The 15,869-nt window shown below is 61.0% G+C and carries 15 protein-coding genes and 1 tRNA gene; 5 read left to right on the top strand and 11 right to left on the bottom strand.

What is annotated here, in order from left to right; translation table 11 throughout:
* Positions 1–15: 15 nt before the first annotated feature.
* Positions 16–1,056 carry a class 1 fructose-bisphosphatase gene (locus V7082_RS04110; protein ID WP_334146350.1) on the bottom strand — a complete coding sequence of 347 codons (1,041 nt, stop codon included), beginning with the start codon at positions 1,054–1,056 and terminating at the stop codon, positions 16–18.
* Between the two features lie 222 nt (positions 1,057–1,278).
* Here V7082_RS04110 and V7082_RS04105 point away from each other — a divergent pair, with 222 nt between their 5' ends.
* Positions 1,279–2,313: a hypothetical protein gene (locus tag V7082_RS04105; protein ID WP_334146349.1), complete on the top strand. Its 1,035-nt coding sequence runs from the start codon at positions 1,279–1,281 to the stop codon at positions 2,311–2,313.
* Here the strand turns inward: V7082_RS04105 and V7082_RS04100 are convergent.
* A complete protein-coding gene (locus V7082_RS04100; RefSeq protein WP_334146348.1) occupies positions 2,263–2,994 on the bottom strand; it encodes a proteasome-type protease in 732 nt (243 codons plus the stop codon). The two genes, V7082_RS04105 and V7082_RS04100, sit on opposite strands and share 51 nt — an antisense overlap.
* Before the next feature lie 402 nt (positions 2,995–3,396).
* Here V7082_RS04100 and V7082_RS04095 point away from each other — a divergent pair.
* Positions 3,397–3,486, top strand: a tRNA-Ser gene (locus V7082_RS04095).
* Between the two features lie 206 nt (positions 3,487–3,692).
* Here V7082_RS04095 and V7082_RS04090 read toward each other — a convergent pair.
* The 6 genes from V7082_RS04090 to V7082_RS04065 form a co-directional block, all read right to left on the bottom strand.
* Positions 3,693–5,408, bottom strand: coding sequence for a recombinase family protein (locus V7082_RS04090; protein ID WP_334146347.1), 1,716 nt, complete (start codon positions 5,406–5,408; stop codon positions 3,693–3,695).
* Positions 5,401–5,820 carry a DUF2924 domain-containing protein gene (locus tag V7082_RS04085; protein WP_334146346.1) on the bottom strand — a complete coding sequence of 140 codons (420 nt, stop codon included), beginning with the start codon at positions 5,818–5,820 and terminating at the stop codon, positions 5,401–5,403. The genes V7082_RS04090 and V7082_RS04085 overlap by 8 nt, the downstream gene beginning before the upstream one ends.
* 78 nt (positions 5,821–5,898) lie before the next feature.
* Positions 5,899–6,240 (bottom strand): DUF3489 domain-containing protein, encoded by a 342-nt coding sequence (locus V7082_RS04080; RefSeq protein ID WP_334146345.1) that lies wholly within the window; start codon positions 6,238–6,240, stop codon positions 5,899–5,901.
* 497 nt (positions 6,241–6,737) lie between these two features.
* Positions 6,738–7,334, bottom strand: a complete 597-nt coding sequence (locus V7082_RS21525; protein WP_442909750.1) for a hypothetical protein — start codon at positions 7,332–7,334, stop codon at positions 6,738–6,740.
* On the bottom strand, positions 7,307–7,633 hold the full coding sequence (locus V7082_RS04070) for a SulP family inorganic anion transporter (protein WP_334146344.1): 327 nt from the start codon (positions 7,631–7,633) through the stop codon (positions 7,307–7,309). The genes V7082_RS21525 and V7082_RS04070 overlap by 28 nt, the downstream gene beginning before the upstream one ends.
* A gap of 11 nt (positions 7,634–7,644) precedes the next feature.
* Positions 7,645–8,631 carry a helix-turn-helix domain-containing protein gene (locus tag V7082_RS04065; protein ID WP_334146343.1) on the bottom strand — a complete coding sequence of 329 codons (987 nt, stop codon included), beginning with the start codon at positions 8,629–8,631 and terminating at the stop codon, positions 7,645–7,647.
* A gap of 1,237 nt (positions 8,632–9,868) precedes the next feature.
* Here V7082_RS04065 and V7082_RS04060 point away from each other — a divergent pair.
* Genes V7082_RS04060 through V7082_RS04050 form a run of 3 tightly spaced genes read left to right on the top strand, consistent with a single transcriptional unit; the run spans position 9,869 to position 12,858 of the window.
* On the top strand, positions 9,869–11,116 hold the full coding sequence (locus V7082_RS04060; RefSeq protein ID WP_334146342.1) for a DUF3300 domain-containing protein: 1,248 nt from the start codon (positions 9,869–9,871) through the stop codon (positions 11,114–11,116).
* Positions 11,117–11,145: 29 nt separating this feature from the next.
* Entirely contained in the window at positions 11,146–12,075 is a 930-nt protein-coding gene (locus V7082_RS04055) for a DUF2950 domain-containing protein (RefSeq protein ID WP_334146341.1), read from the top strand.
* A 54-nt stretch (positions 12,076–12,129) separates the two neighbouring features.
* The gene (locus tag V7082_RS04050) at positions 12,130–12,858 is read left to right on the top strand and encodes a DUF2092 domain-containing protein (RefSeq protein ID WP_334146340.1); all 729 of its coding nucleotides are present in this window, start codon (positions 12,130–12,132) and stop codon (positions 12,856–12,858) included.
* Positions 12,859–12,905: 47 nt separating this feature from the next.
* Here the strand turns inward: V7082_RS04050 and V7082_RS04045 are convergent, their stop codons facing one another.
* The 3 genes from V7082_RS04045 to V7082_RS04035 form a co-directional block, all read right to left on the bottom strand.
* Positions 12,906–14,117, bottom strand: coding sequence for a TAXI family TRAP transporter solute-binding subunit (locus V7082_RS04045; protein WP_334146339.1), 1,212 nt, complete (start codon positions 14,115–14,117; stop codon positions 12,906–12,908).
* 60 nt (positions 14,118–14,177) lie between these two features.
* Positions 14,178–14,957 (bottom strand): bestrophin-like domain, encoded by a 780-nt coding sequence (locus tag V7082_RS04040; protein ID WP_334146338.1) that lies wholly within the window; start codon positions 14,955–14,957, stop codon positions 14,178–14,180.
* Positions 14,958–15,111: 154 nt separating this feature from the next.
* Positions 15,112–15,567, bottom strand: coding sequence for a cysteine rich repeat-containing protein (locus tag V7082_RS04035; protein WP_334146337.1), 456 nt, complete (start codon positions 15,565–15,567; stop codon positions 15,112–15,114).
* Between the last annotated feature and the right edge of the window lie 302 nt (positions 15,568–15,869).

Here is a 15,869-nt window from a genome sequence, read left to right as displayed (position 1 = left end):
CTCGAGCGGCTTGGATCAGGTCCTGAATAATCCGCGGCGCCCGAACAGTGGCGAGCGCTCTCCGGCGCCATACGGGTCGTGGTGAAGGCGCACAAGATACTCCACCTCCGTCTTCGATCCGGCCATGAAAGGCGTGCGTTGGTGAAGAGAGGATGGTTGGACGCCCAGGATGCGCTCGCGTCCGTTGGTGGCGGCGCCTCCGGCCTGCTCGATGATCCACGCCAGCGGATTGGCCTCGTAGACGAGGCGGAGGCGGCCCATGGTGTAGTGCTCGCGCAGGTCGCTCGGATAGAGAAAGATCCCGCCGCGGATCAGCAGGCGGTAGATGTCCGCCACCGGCGAAGCGGTCCAGCGCATGTTGAAATTCTTGCCGCGCGGGCCATCGAAGCCGCGCATGCAGTCGTCGATGTAGGTGCGGATGGAATCGTCCCAGTGACGGTAGTTCGAGGCGTTGATCGCATACTCGCGCGTCGTGGCCGGGATCTCGACCGCGGGGACGGCGAGAAGGAACCGGCCCGTCGAACGCTCGAGGGTGAAGATGTGGGTTCCCTCGCCGACGGTCAGGACCAGAGACGTGAAGGGTCCGTAGACGGTGAAGCCGGCTGCGAGCTGAGCTTCCCCGGGCTGCAGAAAGCTCGAGGTGTCGACGCCGTTGGCGCGCGCGGGAAGGACGGTGAAGATGGTGCCGATCGATATGTTGGCGTCGATGTTCGACGATCCGTCGATCGGGTCCACGGCAACGGCGAGCGGGGCGCCGGGGTTGATCGGCAGCGCCCATTCCAGCTCTTCCGAGCCGAGGGTTGCGACGGGTGCTTCCTTGAGGGAGGCCACGATCAGGTCGTTGGCAAGTACATCGATCTCTTTTTGCGGGTCGACGCCGCTCTGGCGCCCGGTCTCCGCCCCGAGCGCGCCGGCCAAAGGCCCGAGATCGACGAGACTGCCGATCCGGCTGCACGCCTCCGACATGCGAACGACGGTGATGGCGACGTCGGCCCGCTTGGGGTTCCCCTGGGCCCAGCGATCCAGAAAAGAGCCCAGATCGATCGGGTCTGTCATGCGGCCGTGCCCTCCCTGGCGCGGGGCTTCAGCGACGTCGCCGGCGGCTGTCCGGGCGAAGCTTGTTTTCTGTGTACATTCGAAGGCGAGCCGGATCTTTGCGCAAGGGCAACCTCGCGCGGATGGTGGGAAAACCTCGACGCGATGATGATTTGTTAGCACTCATACGTATATCCTTTGGCGTGTATATCACGTTATTTACACGTTTAAGGTGTGACGGCCATGACTTTCCCGATGGTTTGCCGTCCACGCGGGCTTTTCCTCCGCGTCGTCGTTTTGTCTGGGCTGCTCGCGCTGCTGCAACTTTCGACGTCCTTTTACATGCTCATGATCTACGATCGGGTCCTTCCGTCCGGAAGCGTGATGGCGCTGGCGGGGTTGACGGGCCTCATGGTCGCCCTGCATGCGGCGTTCGCGGGGCTGGACGCGATCCGCGCGCGCATCGTGTGCCGGGCGGGCCTCCGCATCGTCGAGCATCTCGACCGCGGTCTCCTGGCGGCACTCGGGGCCGGGCGTCGCGATCGCGCGCTTTCCCTGCTCAACGATGCGGAGCGGGTGCGCGGCTTTCTGATCGGTGCCGGCCCTTGCGTGGCGTTCGATCTCTTGTGGCTACCGGCCTTCGTTGTGGCCGCGTTCTTTGTTCACCCGGTGCTCGGGGCGTTCGCGGTGGGCGGCGCGCTCGTGCTCGCCAGTGCAACGGCGTGGAGCGAGCGGCATGTGCGTCTCGCCGGACGCCACCTGCATGAGGCGCGCCATCTGCGGCATGTGCTCGCCTGGGATCTCCAGGCCGGGCCGCCCGGAGCCGGACGGCGCGCGCGCTCGCAAGGTGCCACCCGGTCCTGGGACACCCTTTCGCGGCGCTATGACGAGACGACGTTGCACACCGCGGTGCGCACTCACACGGCTCAAGCCGTCGGCAAGGGGGTGCGGCTCACCCTTCAGTCGGCCGGGCTCGGGCTCGGTGCTCTCCTGGCCGTGGAGGGCCTGCTCAGCACCGGAGGTCTCATCGCATCCTCGCTGATCTTCGCGCGGACGTTCGCCTGTCTCGACGGGGCGCTCGTTCACTGGAGCCGGTTCGTGGCCGCCCGCGAAAGCTACCAAAGGCTCGTGCGCGCTGCCGGGGAGGGGAGCGGTGTTGCGAATCTGGTGGGCCGTGCCTGCCTTTCCGCAACGGCCCGTCCGGCCGGGCGGGGATCCGGAGCGCTCTCAGATCTTGAACTCTTCGATGTCGCGGAACGCCGCGCGCAGGGCGTCTGACCAGGACCGCGATAGCGCCCGGAAATACTCGTCATCCTGGGAGATGCGCCGCTCGCGCCGGACATCGAGACTGTCGCGCTCGTAGAGCAGGATGTCGATCGGCATGCCGACGGAGAGGTTCGAGCGCAGCGTCGATTCGAACGACAGCAGGAGCAGCTTGGCGGCCTCTCCGAGTCTCATGTCGGGCCGGGCGACGCGGTCGAGGATCGGCTTGCCGTACTTGTGCTCGCCGATCTGAAGGAACGGGGTGTCGTCGGTCGCCTCTATGAAGTTGCCTTCCGAGTAGATCTGATAGAGGCGGGGACGTTCGGTGCCGATCTGGCCGCCGAGGATGAAGGACGCGGAAAACCCGGCCTTGGTCATCTCGAGCGCGTCGCCGTCGATGCGGCGCACATCGCGCACCGCGTCGCCGACGAGACGCGCGGCGCGGAACATGGACGGCACGGTAAAGAGCGTTGCGCCCGTCGCCTCCGTGGCTGCGAGCTGCTCGTTCAGATTGCTGACGACGGATTGCGTGACAGCGAGGTTGCCGGCCGAAAGGAGAACGATCACGCGGTCGCCCGGCTGGCGCCAGAAATGGAGCTTGCGGTACTGGGCAATGTTGTCGACGCCGGCGTTGGTCCGCGTGTCGGCGGCGAACACGAGGCCGCGGTCCAATCTCATCGCGACGCAATAGGTCATCGCGAGCATCCTTCGTTATCGGGGCAGCTCTGGATCGCTGCCGCTGTTGCTGACCGCCTTGCTGCGCAACTTCGACCCTGACGTCAAGGTCTCATCCGAGACGCCTCTCGGGATGGCGCGGGGATTGATGCCGCGGAGGCGGCTTCGATGCCTCAGCCGAGGCGGGATCGCGCTCCGTCCGGCACATGCCGTGGGCGGCATCGTGGCCCGGCCGGATCGCGTGAAGGCACCGGAAATCAGCCGTCGAGGACGTGATCCCTCAGGCTTTGCCGATCGGCCGGCGGGGGGTGGTTTGGAGGCTTGCCAACGCGGCTGGGTTCGATTATCCAGCGGGGCCTCCCCGTTCCACCAGAGCGACCACAGCGGGGCCTCGCCGGGCTTGCCCGACAGGCGAGAGGGCTTGGAGAGGTGGCAGAGTGGTCGATCGCGCCGCACTCGAAATGCGGAGTACGGGCAACCGTACCGGGGGTTCGAATCCCTCCCTCTCCGCCATATCTTATTGATATTTCTACATAAAATTATATTCTTTGCTGTGGCCGGGATTTCTCGGGCACTGTCCGCGACTTAGCGGCGGACGTCCCTCGGCAAGCGACCGGAGAGACGCACGTGGTGCCAGGTCCACGGACCCTTGGCGCCGAAAGTCTCCTATCGACTTTGAGGTGGTACCGGTGCGCGTGCACCTTCGGGCGAATTCGGCCTTATTTGAATCCGAGTTGGCGATGCTGGTCCGGCCAGGAGGAGCTCAGCGCGCCGACCTGCATCAGCTTGTTGGCGGTCAGCTCTGGATGCTGGCGGCCTTGCAGAATGGCAGCGGTGATCTCGGGGGCGAGGAAGCTCAGTCGGAACACCCGAGTGAAATAGGATCGGGTGACGCCAGCCTTTGCGGCAAGGTCCGCGACGGATGCGTCCGCGTTTTGAGTGATCATGTTGCCGAAGCGGCGGGCTTGGCCGAGCAGGCGCAGCAGGCTGCGGTCCGGCTCTCGGTGTCCTGACGGAGCGCCGTCGATCAAGAGCTTCGTCTCCATGCCGGTGCGCCGCACACATGCGGGAATCGTAAGGACTTCGATGGGACTCGTTGGCTGCGCGGGGAGCTTCTGGATGTCGAGAGCCGGATTGGTGACGTTCGCGAGCATGCCGATGCAGATCGAGATTTCCACCGTGTTCGGCCGCACGTCGATGCGTGTGACAAGCGCGCGAATGATGGCTCGCCTGTGGGAGGCTGAGAGTGCTGGCCAACGGTGGGCGAGATTGGCGGCCTGCTTGATCAGGGCTTTTCGTGCTGAGAGAGACGCAGATCCAGCAGCATCAAGAATGAGCGCCTTGTTCTTCAGCAACGCGCGGACGCGCTCTTCGATGAGCGTTTCGAGATCGGCTGCGGGGATACGGCAAGCTATGTTCGATGCGGAGCGGCGGCTCCGTTTGATGAGGGTTTGGCTGACGTAGTAGCGGTAGCGCACGCCTTTCTTGTTGGCGTGGGTCGGAGACATACGCTCGCCGGTGCCGTCGAAAACGAGGCCGGCGAGCAAACTCGGATCAGACGCCGTCGAGCGAGTGATCCTCTCCACCCGGTTCTCGGCCAGGGTCTTCTGGACTTCATCCCAAAGTGCGTCGTCGATGATGGCTTCGTGAAGGCCGGGATAGACGTTGCCCTGGTGAACAATTTCGCCGCGATAGATCCGGTTCTGCAGCATCTGATAGAGCGCGCCAGGTGAAATCGGAACACCGCCCGGCCTCTGGCCGGCGCGGACTTTGCTCACAATGCCAGTGGCATCCAACTCCTCTTTGAGGGCGCGAACGGACTTCAGGACCGCGTAGCAGCGGAAGATGTGGCGGACCGTGTCGGCCTCCTGCTCGTTGATCAGAAGCTTGCGGTCGTCGACGTCGTAGCCGAGAGGTGTGACGCCGCCCATCCACATGCCTTTCCGTTTCGAGGCGGCAATCTTGTCACGGATGCGTTCACCCGTGACCTCGCGCTCAAACTGCGCGAAGGATAACAGCATGTTGAGCGTCAGACGCCCCATCGAGCTGGTTGTATTGAACTGCTGGGTGACGGAGACGAACGATACGTTCCTGGCATCGAAGGCGTCGACGATCTTGGCGAAGTCGGCCAAGGAGCGCGTCAGGCGGTCGACCTTGTAGACGACGACGGTATCGATGAGGCCGGCCTCGATGTCCACCAGCAGGCGCCGGAGGGCCGGCCGATCCATGCTGCCGCCGGAGTAGCCCCCATCATCGTACATCGCCGGAATAGCCGCCCAGCCAGCGGCCTTCTGGCTCTTGATATAGGCTTCGCAGGCTTTCCGCTGGGCATTGAGCGAGTTGAATTCCTGCTCGAGGCCTTCTTCGGATGACTTGCGCGTGTAGATCGCGCAGCGATGGCGTATGGGTAGATTGGTGGCGCCTCGGCTACGCATCGACGTCCCGATCTTGCTTTGAGACTTTCCTGCCAAGCCCGAAGAACCGCGGCCCTGACCAGCGGGTGCCTGTCATCTCGCGGGCGATGACCGACAGGGAGGACCAGGTCTTGCCGTGCCAGACGAAGCCGTCTTCCGTAACCAGGATCTCGTGCGTCTGGCCACCCCAGTCCCGAATGATGCGGGCGCCGGGCTTCAAGGTTGTGGTCCGCGGTTGGGCGAAATCGGCATTCGTTGACATCGTCCGAGCCAGCTCGTCGAGCCTGCGCCGGTTGGCGGCGCTCAAACCACCGTGCGTGCACTCTTGCAGTTTCCAGGCGATGCCAAGCTCCAGAAGTGCTCTGCTGAGCTTCTTCGGCGCGGGATACCGAAAGTGCCTGCGCCACGCTGTCTGCAGGTCGCCGTGCGACATGTTGGTGACGGTGCGATCTCATTCGCGAGACTGGCGGCTGCATCGGATGCAGCCGCCATAACCTTCCGGTAGGCCATGTCAGCGACCGCGCTGCGCCTCGATCCGATATCGGCGTTCACCGCTTGCCGTCTTCGACGATGTCAGTGTCAGGCCGAGCTTCTTCTTCACCGTGCCGGCCAGGAAGCCGCGCACACTGTGCTGCTGCCAGTCCGTTGCCTGCATGATCTCGTCGATGCTTGCGCCGCCAGATCGGCGCAAGAGTGACAGCACCTGCTCTTGCTTCGAGGTCTGCGGTTGATCCTGATGCGAAACAGGCTTCTTCGCCTTGCTCCGGCTGACCGCGGGAATCTGAGCTGTTGCTTTGCGGTGATTGTTGGCGCGCTTGGATTTGGACGAGGTCTCAACAGTAAGGGATGACATGATTTGGACTCCATGGTTGGGAACGTCAGATGCGACGTTCGCACCACTAAAAGCCCCGCGCGTTGCGAGGCGAGCCCTAGGACGGCGCCTATGGCCGTCACGCCCCACAGCAATGCGTCTTTGGTGCGAGAAGTCCAGTCGGTCTTGAGGGAAGTCTGAGTCGGTCACGTTCGCGGTTAATGACGTGCCTGCTTCGAACACTCAGCGTCCCACACTGCATCTCAGTCCGAGTGCGCCCATGACATCGGTCTCTCCGGCGCCTCGATAAGCACCACTCCGTCACTCTCCGTCATCGCACGCGACCCGAACACCTCGCTCCGCACTGAGGGCCAGACGTCCTCATCGGCGCGCGCCGCTTCGCCCGCATGAATAAAAGGCCCATCGCCATCGCGACGGCATATCGACCGGCCGCGTGCCTGTGCATTTTTCCATCGTTGAGTCTCCTCTGATGTGCTCTCAAGCAGGTTTTGTAGCCGCCGCGCCAAAACACTACGTCGTCAGCGGCTCCAATGCCTGGCGATGCGCGCTTGACCACCGAGGGCGTCCCGATCCGCCGGGCAGTGCGCGGATCGCGCCGCCCGCCGCTCGGAAACAGGCCGGCTTCCGTCAATGTCCGCCAAACCTTGATGGGAAACATAAGCGTCTGCAAACGCAGGATTAATGCGTGCACGACGCTGACGGTGTCGACCACGTGCAGTCCCCAGCCACTTCCAAAAGCCGATGTCAGGGTCCGAGAGCCGGTCGTGGTTGTTCGTGTAAGCATTTGCAATGCAACTGCTGCCCGGAGTGACCCGGTCGATACCGCCCTCGAAAAGCGGCTGCAGGAAAACGGTCAACGTGCCGGGAGCACCGGTCTTGGCGGCATCGATCAGCTGTTCTTCGGTTCTGACTTGTCCGGCGGCGATGAAACTCTGGACGTCCGTGACCACCAGGGGAATGACGGTCCAGGGAACAGAGGCGCACGTCACCTGACGATCCTGCGGGCGATCCGGCCTGACGACAGGCGGAGCCTCATCGACGCATTCAAGGATGCCGCGCCCGAGTCGATCTATACCCGCTTCTTCACTTACAAGAAGAGCGATGCAGGCAGCCAAGCGGTGATGCGCGGCAGGATCACCATGATGGCGAGTGTTGCTGCTGCGACGGCGAGCGTGGGCCAGTGGATGTCTCCCACTCCGCCCGCGATTTCGATGATGCGCGGCAAGACCCGATCTTCATGCAGGGCAAACCCGAAAATCTTGTCGTCCTGGCCGAGAATGATCCAGAGCGCGACGCCGTTCAGGAAGCCGATCAGAATGGGCTTCGAAAGGAAATCCGCAATGACGCCGAGGTGGAGAAAGCTCGCCGCGATGCACATCGCTCCGGCAAGCGCCGCAAGAGTGGGTGCAGGCATGGGTGGCGAACTCACAGTTTGCGGCGCCGGCCTCGGCTCAGCGTTTCCGATGGCAGCTCGCCGAAGCAGTCGAAGTATAGTTTTGAGAAATGCCCTGGATTGCTGAACCTGCACGCACTCACGACCGCGCTCACGGTCGTGTCCGCTCCTGGCTCGGAAAGAAATTCTCTCGCACGCCTTAGGCGAACATGGCGAACGAAAGCCATCGGCGAGCACCCGCGCGCCTTTCTGAACGTGGCAAAAAGACTTCGCGCGCTGACGCCGGTTATCTCCGCAAGCGTTTCAATCGAGAGCGGCCTGTCCCAGTTCGCCTCGATGAATTCCATGGCGCGAAGCACCTGCCAGGGTGCCGCTGAAAGTGACTTCGCGTTAAGCGACTCGCTATAGTTGTGCTGATTTGCATAGAGATAGGCGACAATCAGCGACTGGCTGAGCTCGGCCAGGCAAACCGCAGGAAGCGCCTCCGCTCCGCGATCGAGCTCCGAAATCACGAAGCGCAAGAGCCGGAGCTGTCCCGCGAGGGCCGACGGATCGTAGTGGCCATCGAGTGTAAGAGGGCGGCTGCTGGGATTTCCGAGCAGGGCGGATAGCTTACGATGGAGCGCCGCCGGGTCGATTCTCAAAAAGATGTGCTCGAGGCCGGCCCGATAATCGAGCTGCGCCGTTGCGCCCGGTCCGGCCGAGCCGCCCCTTCCTCCTCCAACCTTGAAGACCTTGCCGTCACTCGTCGCCTCGCCGGATCCGCGAATGCCGAACCCTTGCGTAAAGAAATCGGTGTTCACCAGCCGGATCCGGACCGGCGCGCCATAGCGGGCAAAGCTGACGCCGACGTCCTCGAGCCGACAGTGATTGAGCGTCGCGTCGAAACCGACTTTGCGGCGCGGCAGATCAAAACTGCTGACCGCATAGAGGGGTGAAAGCCGCTCGTGCAGCTCGTCGGGATTGCGGGTTCGGAGAACGTTGTAGATCTCGAGAGGGTCGCGCGAGGAGCTTGCCATGGGCGGCTGCGGGCCTACTGAGGCCCCTTCTGGGAAAAGGGTTTCGGGCGTAGAACGAGGGTATTATTCATTACACTGATACGCCGCTTTGACGTAGGGAGCAACCGATCCAAACGTGAGCCTTAACTTCGCTGCAGCGGCAGTCTATGCGCTCATTGTATATTTGGCGTGTGCTTGAGACGCGGAAATAAATCATTGCGCCCTTGCGTTGATCACTGCGATCGATCGTTTGCACGGAGCACCATCAAAATCAAAACGTCATGCCAACTCGCCACCGTGAAGCGCACGTGATCTACTACCTCTTCAGAAACTTCTTTACCTGTTGTGGCTTACGAAATTCGATAACGATACGTTCCTCCGCGCCCTTTGGGTGGATCGCGTGATGGTGCACGTCTTTGCAGGCGCGACGCTGACTTCCCTCGTAGGCTACTCATTGCTTGCGTGGATGCCCCCCTTTCTCATCCGTTCCCATGGTTTGATGGTCGCCGAAGCAGGCGTCTACATCGCCGCAACCGCTGGCGCTCTTGGAGCGGTGGGAACGTGGCTCAGCGGTTATCTCACCGAGCGTCTGCAGCGACGGGACATCCGCTGGGCACTGTGGCTATCGGCGGCAATATTGATCGCGATCGCCCCGCTTGCCGTCAGCTCCTTCCGTACCCGCCGCATTCGGCACTGCGTTTGCCGGACCCTCTCTGGCCGTTGCCCATAACCGGGTTCGCCCCCATCACAGGCCCGTCGCCTCCGCTGTGCTCCTGCTCTCAGTCAATTGTATTGGTCTTCTCCTGGGTCCCTTCGCCGTGGGCGCGCTAAGCCAATACGCTTTCTCCTCTCATGGCGTAGACTCCCTAAGGTTAAGGTATGCCCTGGTGATCATCGAGCTCGTTTCGGTCTGGGCGGCTTGCCACTTTCCGTGGGGAGGCTCGCTGCTGGCGTTGGAGAAACGGAAAAATTTTGCACGGAGAGGTGAGCTTTCTGAGAACACCCTCTGACCTCTGCCTCGACTTGTGAGTAGTTCCGTTGGAAACGACCTCAAACATTGAAAATTCATGACGTTCCGATCGAGGCTATATAAAAAGTGCATCGGCTGGCATCTAGACGCATTCTATCATTTTCATTCGCACCCGATTGATTGACCAAGAGAAAGCGCATAATAGTTTCTAGACAGCGCCCCTTCTAACAGCCTTTATCCGAGCGGGGTGGACCTGCCGATATTTGGTTCCGAGTTGGGGACGCCGTTATGTTGCACCGGTTCGTCGCGTGGACCTTTTCAGCCCTTGCAGTTGCGCTCATTGCGGGCGCCCCGGCTCTGGGAGCCGACGACAAGCTCAAGAAGGAGGAGCTACAGCAGCTTCTGGCGCCGGTCGCACTCTATCCCGACCAGCTTCTGACGAGCGTCCTGATCGCTTCGACCTATCCGCTCGATGTGGTGCAGGCGGCGCGATGGCGCGCCGAGAAAGCCAATACCAAGCTCAAGGGTGAAGCGCTGGAAAAGGCGCTCCAGAGCAAAGGATGGGATCCCAGCATCAAGGCACTGGTGCAGTTTCCGGATGTGCTGCGGAATATGAGCGACAAGCTCGAATGGACGCAGAAGCTCGGAGACGCCTTCCTTGCGCAGCAGGAAGACGTCATGGACGAGATCCAGTTTCTCCGAAACAAGGCGTACGAAGCCGGCAACCTGAAGAGCAACAAGCAGCAGAAGGTGAAGCAGAGCAGCTCGGGTAGCCAACCGGTTTACGTCATCGAGCCCGCGAGCCCGGAAACTGTGTACGTACCGGTCTATCAGACAACTGTCGTTTACGGCGACTGGTGGTACCCGACGTATCCACCTTATGCGTGGACCTATCCCGGATCATCATTCGTCAACGGTTTCTGGTGGGGCGCCGGAGTGGCCGTTGCCTCCGGAATATGGGGTTGGAACCATTGCGACTGGCATCACCACGATATCGATATCGATGTCGACAAATGGAACAACATCAATATCGATCGCGGCAGGCTCGAGAATTCGAAGTGGCAGCACCGGCCAGAGCAGCGAGGCTCCGTCCCTTACCGCGATAAGGATGTGCGTGAGAAATTTAAGCAGGCCGACCGGACCTCGAAGGGCAAGGACGAATTCCGCGGTCGCGACCGCGCCGAGATCGAGAAGCGGCTCAAGGACGCGGATCGCCCCCGGTCGGAAAGCAGGGCCGGAGATGCAGGCAACAAGGTACGCAGCGAGGCGGGAGACCGATCGGGCGGGAAGAGCAAGGATCGAACGAGTGACCGCCACACGCCGCGCGACGCAGACCGCAAGGCGGCCGGCCGTGATCGAGCAAAAGTCAACAACCCAACTCCGGGCGCATTCGACGTCAAACGCGGTTCCGATGTGCGCCGGGATGCCGAACGGGGCAAGGCAAGCCGCAGCACCATGAAGCCAAGCGCCAGGCCGCACGGCGGCGGTCATCGCCCTAGCGGCGGAGGCGGTCGCGGTGGCGGCCGACGGCGATAACCCGCTAGCCCAATCGGGACGAGGATGAGATGACCTATCTCGGCAGACAGAAAATGCGCGCCACCCTGGCGTGGACGCTCGTGTCGATCTTCGCCGCAAGCTCACCCGGCATGGCCACGCAGGCCACGTATGTTTCGCCGTCATCGGCAGTGGATGCGCTGGTTGCGGCCGTGCGATCCGGAACGCTGGAAGATATTCTCGACGTTCTGGGAGCAGATGGAAGGAAGATTGCCAGTTCCGGGGATGCCGTCGCCGATGCCGATACGCGCGAACGCTTCGTTGCAGCCTACGACGAGACGCACGAAATCCGCCAGGTCGGCGAGGGGCCGACCATTCTCTATGTTGGCCATGAGGATTTTCCCTTTCCGCTGCCGCTCGTATCCGAAGACGGAAAGTGGCGCTTCGATACTCAAGCTGGAGAAGAGGAAATTCTCGACCGGCGTATCGGCAGGAACGAGCTTGCCGCAATCGAAGTCCTGCGCGTCTATGCCGATGCACAGCGCGAGTATGGTGAGATCAATCATGACGGAAAAGGCCTCCAATACGCGCGCAAGCTCGCGAGCAGCAGAGGCAAACGCGATGGGCTCTATTGGCCGACCACCGAAGGCGAAGCGGAAAGCCCGCTTGGACCGCTCGTGGCGGAAGCGCACGCCGAGGGATATCGGCGCGGCAAGACTGGGCCGACACCCTATCACGGCTATCTCTTCCGGATCCTGACGGAGCAAGGCCCCAAAGCTGCCGGCGGTGCGCGCGACTACATCGTGAAAGGGCGCATGATCGGTGGCTTTGCTATGATTGCAACCCCAGCCGAATATGCAAACTCCGGCGTGAAGTCGTTCATCGTCAATCAGGACGGAGACGTATTCGAGAAAGATCTGGGCGAGGATAGCGCTCGTGTCGCGGACAGGATCGCAGCGTTCAATCCGGACGCTGGGTGGACCCCCGTCTTGGCGCCATAGTCCGTTGCCAATGACATAAGGACTATCGGCAACGCGCTCGAGCAGGAAATCAAGATGCGCTACCGGCTCATTCTCGCTTGCGTTGCCATCTGCATGCCTGCCCTTGCCGTGGCTGGGCACGATCAAGCGACCGACGATCTCTCTGTTACAAAACTGGAGAGCCTCGGCCCGTTGAAGAGCATGCGGGACTATTTTGCGCAGACCAGCGAGCTTGCCTTCAAGACCTCGTTTCGGGAGACGAGCGACCTCGCGAGCCTGGGGCGAAGCGGGTCGGCGAAATTCTACATCAGGCGGCCCAGCAGCTTTCGCGTCGAGTTGTCCTCGACCCAAGGCGACTACGTCTTCATCTCGGACGGCGCCACGTTCACGATCGTGCGGCCCAAGAGCGGAAAATTCTCACGCATGTCGGCGAGTGACTCCATTATCGGAACAATGTATCTGGCCGTCGGCCTGCTCGGGTCCCAGGCCAAGTTCCTCGATTTCATTTGGGCGGTGGAGTTCGGCGAGCTGCATAGCGTGACGCCGCATGGCGAGGACACCGTAAATGGAAAAGCGTGTGACCGCTTCGCCATCCAGCGCTTCGACCAGAGCTGGGATATCTGTCTCGACCGCAAGCCACCGCCGTTGCCGAGGAAGGTCGTGAGCCGGGCCTTGGCTTCGAACGATCGGTCCATGCAAACCAACGAGTTCGAATGGATCGAGCCGGCAAACCTGGCGCCTGGCTTATTTTCTTTCGTGCCGGCTCCAGGTGCGCGAGAGGTCAGGCCGTCTGAGCTCGAGTAAGTCGAGCCAAGACTGCGAGCACAGCACGAAAGCAATTCCCGCTTGGCTCAATCCGAGCTTCTGAAGGGCGGAGGTGTCTTATCCCAATGCTCCGGACCATCCCCATGTCCGGTAGGGGGCGAAAGACTTGGAAGCGCGTTCGGGTCCTCTTTGGCCGGCGGGATTTTGGGCGACGACAGCAGGGGAACCGTTTGTGCTGACGTTGGGAGTCGGAGCACGGGATTCTTCTCCGGATTGCTTCCCAAATTGCCGGAGGGCGCTCCATCACCGTTTGGTCCGACCCATCCCGCCTCGCGGTAGTACCGAAGCGCACCTGGATGAAGCGGAGCAGTGAGCCCGTGCGATATCATCGTGCGCTCCCTCAAGTCCGAGAACGCTGGATTTTGCGCGCGAATGTCAGGCAGGGCTTGGAAGAATGCCTTTACGAGCGTGTAGACGAGATCATCCGGAACGGACGCCAAGGTCACCATCGTGGCTACGACGCCCAGCGTGGTCACCGGATCTGGATTGCCCTGATAGGTGCCGGCAATCGTTACTGCGGAAAAGTAGGGCTTGTTTTTAGCGATGCGAGCCACCGTCTCGAGGTCGAGCGAGACGAGACGTATGGAACAGCTCTTGCTGATTTCAGCAATATTGTCGGACGGATGACCGATCAGGTAGGCGGAGGCGTCGATCTCTCCTGAACAAAGAGCATCACGGATCAAGCTCGGATCGGTATGCGAGATGAATTTCCTGTCGAGCTCGGACCAGCCGAGATGGTTGATCACCTCCTCGCCAGTATTCAACGTTCCGGTTCCGAACGGGCCGAGGTTCAGGCGCTTTCCACGAAGTTGATCGAACTCGGTAACCGGAGAATCCGATCTCACCACCACGGTGAACGCTTCCGCATGCAGCGAGAAGAGAGACCGCAGGTTCTCCGATGCGCCGATGAAGGCATAGGCGTCGTGACCGTGCGCGGCTTCGAACTGCACGTCGGATTGCACGATACCAAACTGGATTTTCCCAGGATCGAGCGTCAGAATATTCGAAGCGGATCCCCTTGTAGAGGCGACCGTACATGGATACTTCGCGAGCTTCAAAACCGCATCACAAACCGCGATGCCGGCACTGTAGTAGAGGCCTGACGGAGAGCCCGTTCCGATGGCTACCGGCTGATTGGCCGACGCGCGGTTCGAGATCAACATGACAGCGGCAAACGCAATCGCTACGAACCCCGAGCTGGCATTCCTGCGACCGCTCCAACCGACAACGCCCGCCATGACTGTACTCCCCTGAAAGTCGGCCTGCTTAATGCAGCTTTCTCCAGCCGGGCCGGTGCGTCAATGCATTCGCGCGAGCACGTCACCCAGAGCATGGTCGAAGTCGACCCTGACAAAGCCGAGGCGCGGAAATTCAATGTCGGTTATGACGTAGAGTGTGATCGCGAGCGCGCTGGAGAAGATCAACATGTGCGGCCAGCTTCGCGAGTTGGTGATCCCCATGCCATACCCGGCAAGGAGAGCGGCACCGAGCGCCAATCCCAAGAGCATCGCGTAGACTATTGTAGGTGGATGCTTATCGTTGATACCGGTGCGAAGCTGGGCCGATTCGAAGGCATTGTTGATCGCCGGCAGGATCAGAATGCAGGCGGTGGCATCGGGAGTGGCCCCGCACGACGAAACTGCATGATCCCAAAGTTTCATCTTAAGCGCCTCGATCTTCTCTTTTTGATTGCTCGAGAAGATCTCCCTCCGGTCCGATATTGAATAGTCGATCGGTAATCGAAATAATTCGATGCGATGTTCCAGATAGATCTGGAAGTCCCTGCGGAGTGGTGTGCGAGCACTTTCAGGAAGCAGGTTCAGTCGAATGTAGGCCGTGCCGATGGCATTGGCTTCCTGCAGCGCCAATTGACGGCGCTCATCAAATCTTTGCAAGGCACCCGAGAGGGTGAAGGCCAGCAAAAGGCCCATCAGCGCGAAAACAGCACCTTCGACGGTGCTGAGGCTAGCCGCCATCCCCGCTTTCTCAGCAAGACGCTTGGCTCCCAGGCGCCGGCCGTATTCCATGAGGACAAGCGAGCCAACCAGAACGCCAGCCGCAACTCCGAACGCGAACAAAAAAAAATCATCGTTGTCCGACCGAACGCGCTCGCTTCGGTTTAGCGCAGCTCACGTGAGTGCGGCGCGCCCGAGCGCAATAAATCGTCTCCCGTGAGATCACTTGTGGCTACACACTAAAACACACCTGCGTTACCCAGGTCAGGCTCGCTCTCTAGTTTTTTCGCATACGTCCCCGAAACCCATCAACTTCGGACCGGCAAGCGGACGAAAGCTCGGCGCTCTTATCAATGAGGCACTGCATGATACGTCCTCCGCCGGGTGCAACGGAGCCACAATGCGACGCGATATCGGCTTCGCAGATCTCTGCGGCTCGCCCGATATTGCTGACCGCAAGATCGATGCGCTCTGCAGCATCAAACAGGGCGCCGAAGCACTTGTCCGAAAGCTTATCTTCATGCGCCAGCATGCAAAGTGCGATGCGGCCCTCCCCAGGGGAAACGTTGCTGCAGTAGGATTTGAGATCACTCTCACATTCAGTTTTCAGCGTGGCGATCGCGCCTTCGACCTTGGCAATAACGTCCTTGGAAACTTGCGTTTCCGCAGAGGCCGGCGTCGTCGCCACTTGCAGGGAGACCAGAAGCGTACCCAGACCAAGCAGTAGTTTCATGTGCCTCAACCTCCCCGTCACAAACGCGTAGATCGGCGCACTCATATGCGCCTTCAACTCAGACGTCAATCGCGCAGAAAAATTTCGTATCGATTCATCTCGCCACTATTTTCTGCAGTTTCTGTACATGCGCAGAAAAATAGAGCCGAAATTTCAAGCAGCGATCAAATGCACAAACCGGCGTCGAACTAGCCGAACAAAATCCCAACGTGACCTTGCCCTCCCGGAAGGTACTCGCTTATAAATTGTGATGTGACCCCCGCAATTTAGTCCAGACGGCGCTAGAATCCGGCCCCTAGAGA

Source organism: Hyphomicrobium sp. (assembly GCF_036833075.1).
GTDB lineage: Bacteria > Pseudomonadota > Alphaproteobacteria > Rhizobiales > Hyphomicrobiaceae > Hyphomicrobium_C.
The sequence above is the reverse complement of the archived record's forward strand: the minus strand, read 5'-3'. Positions and strand labels throughout refer to the sequence as shown.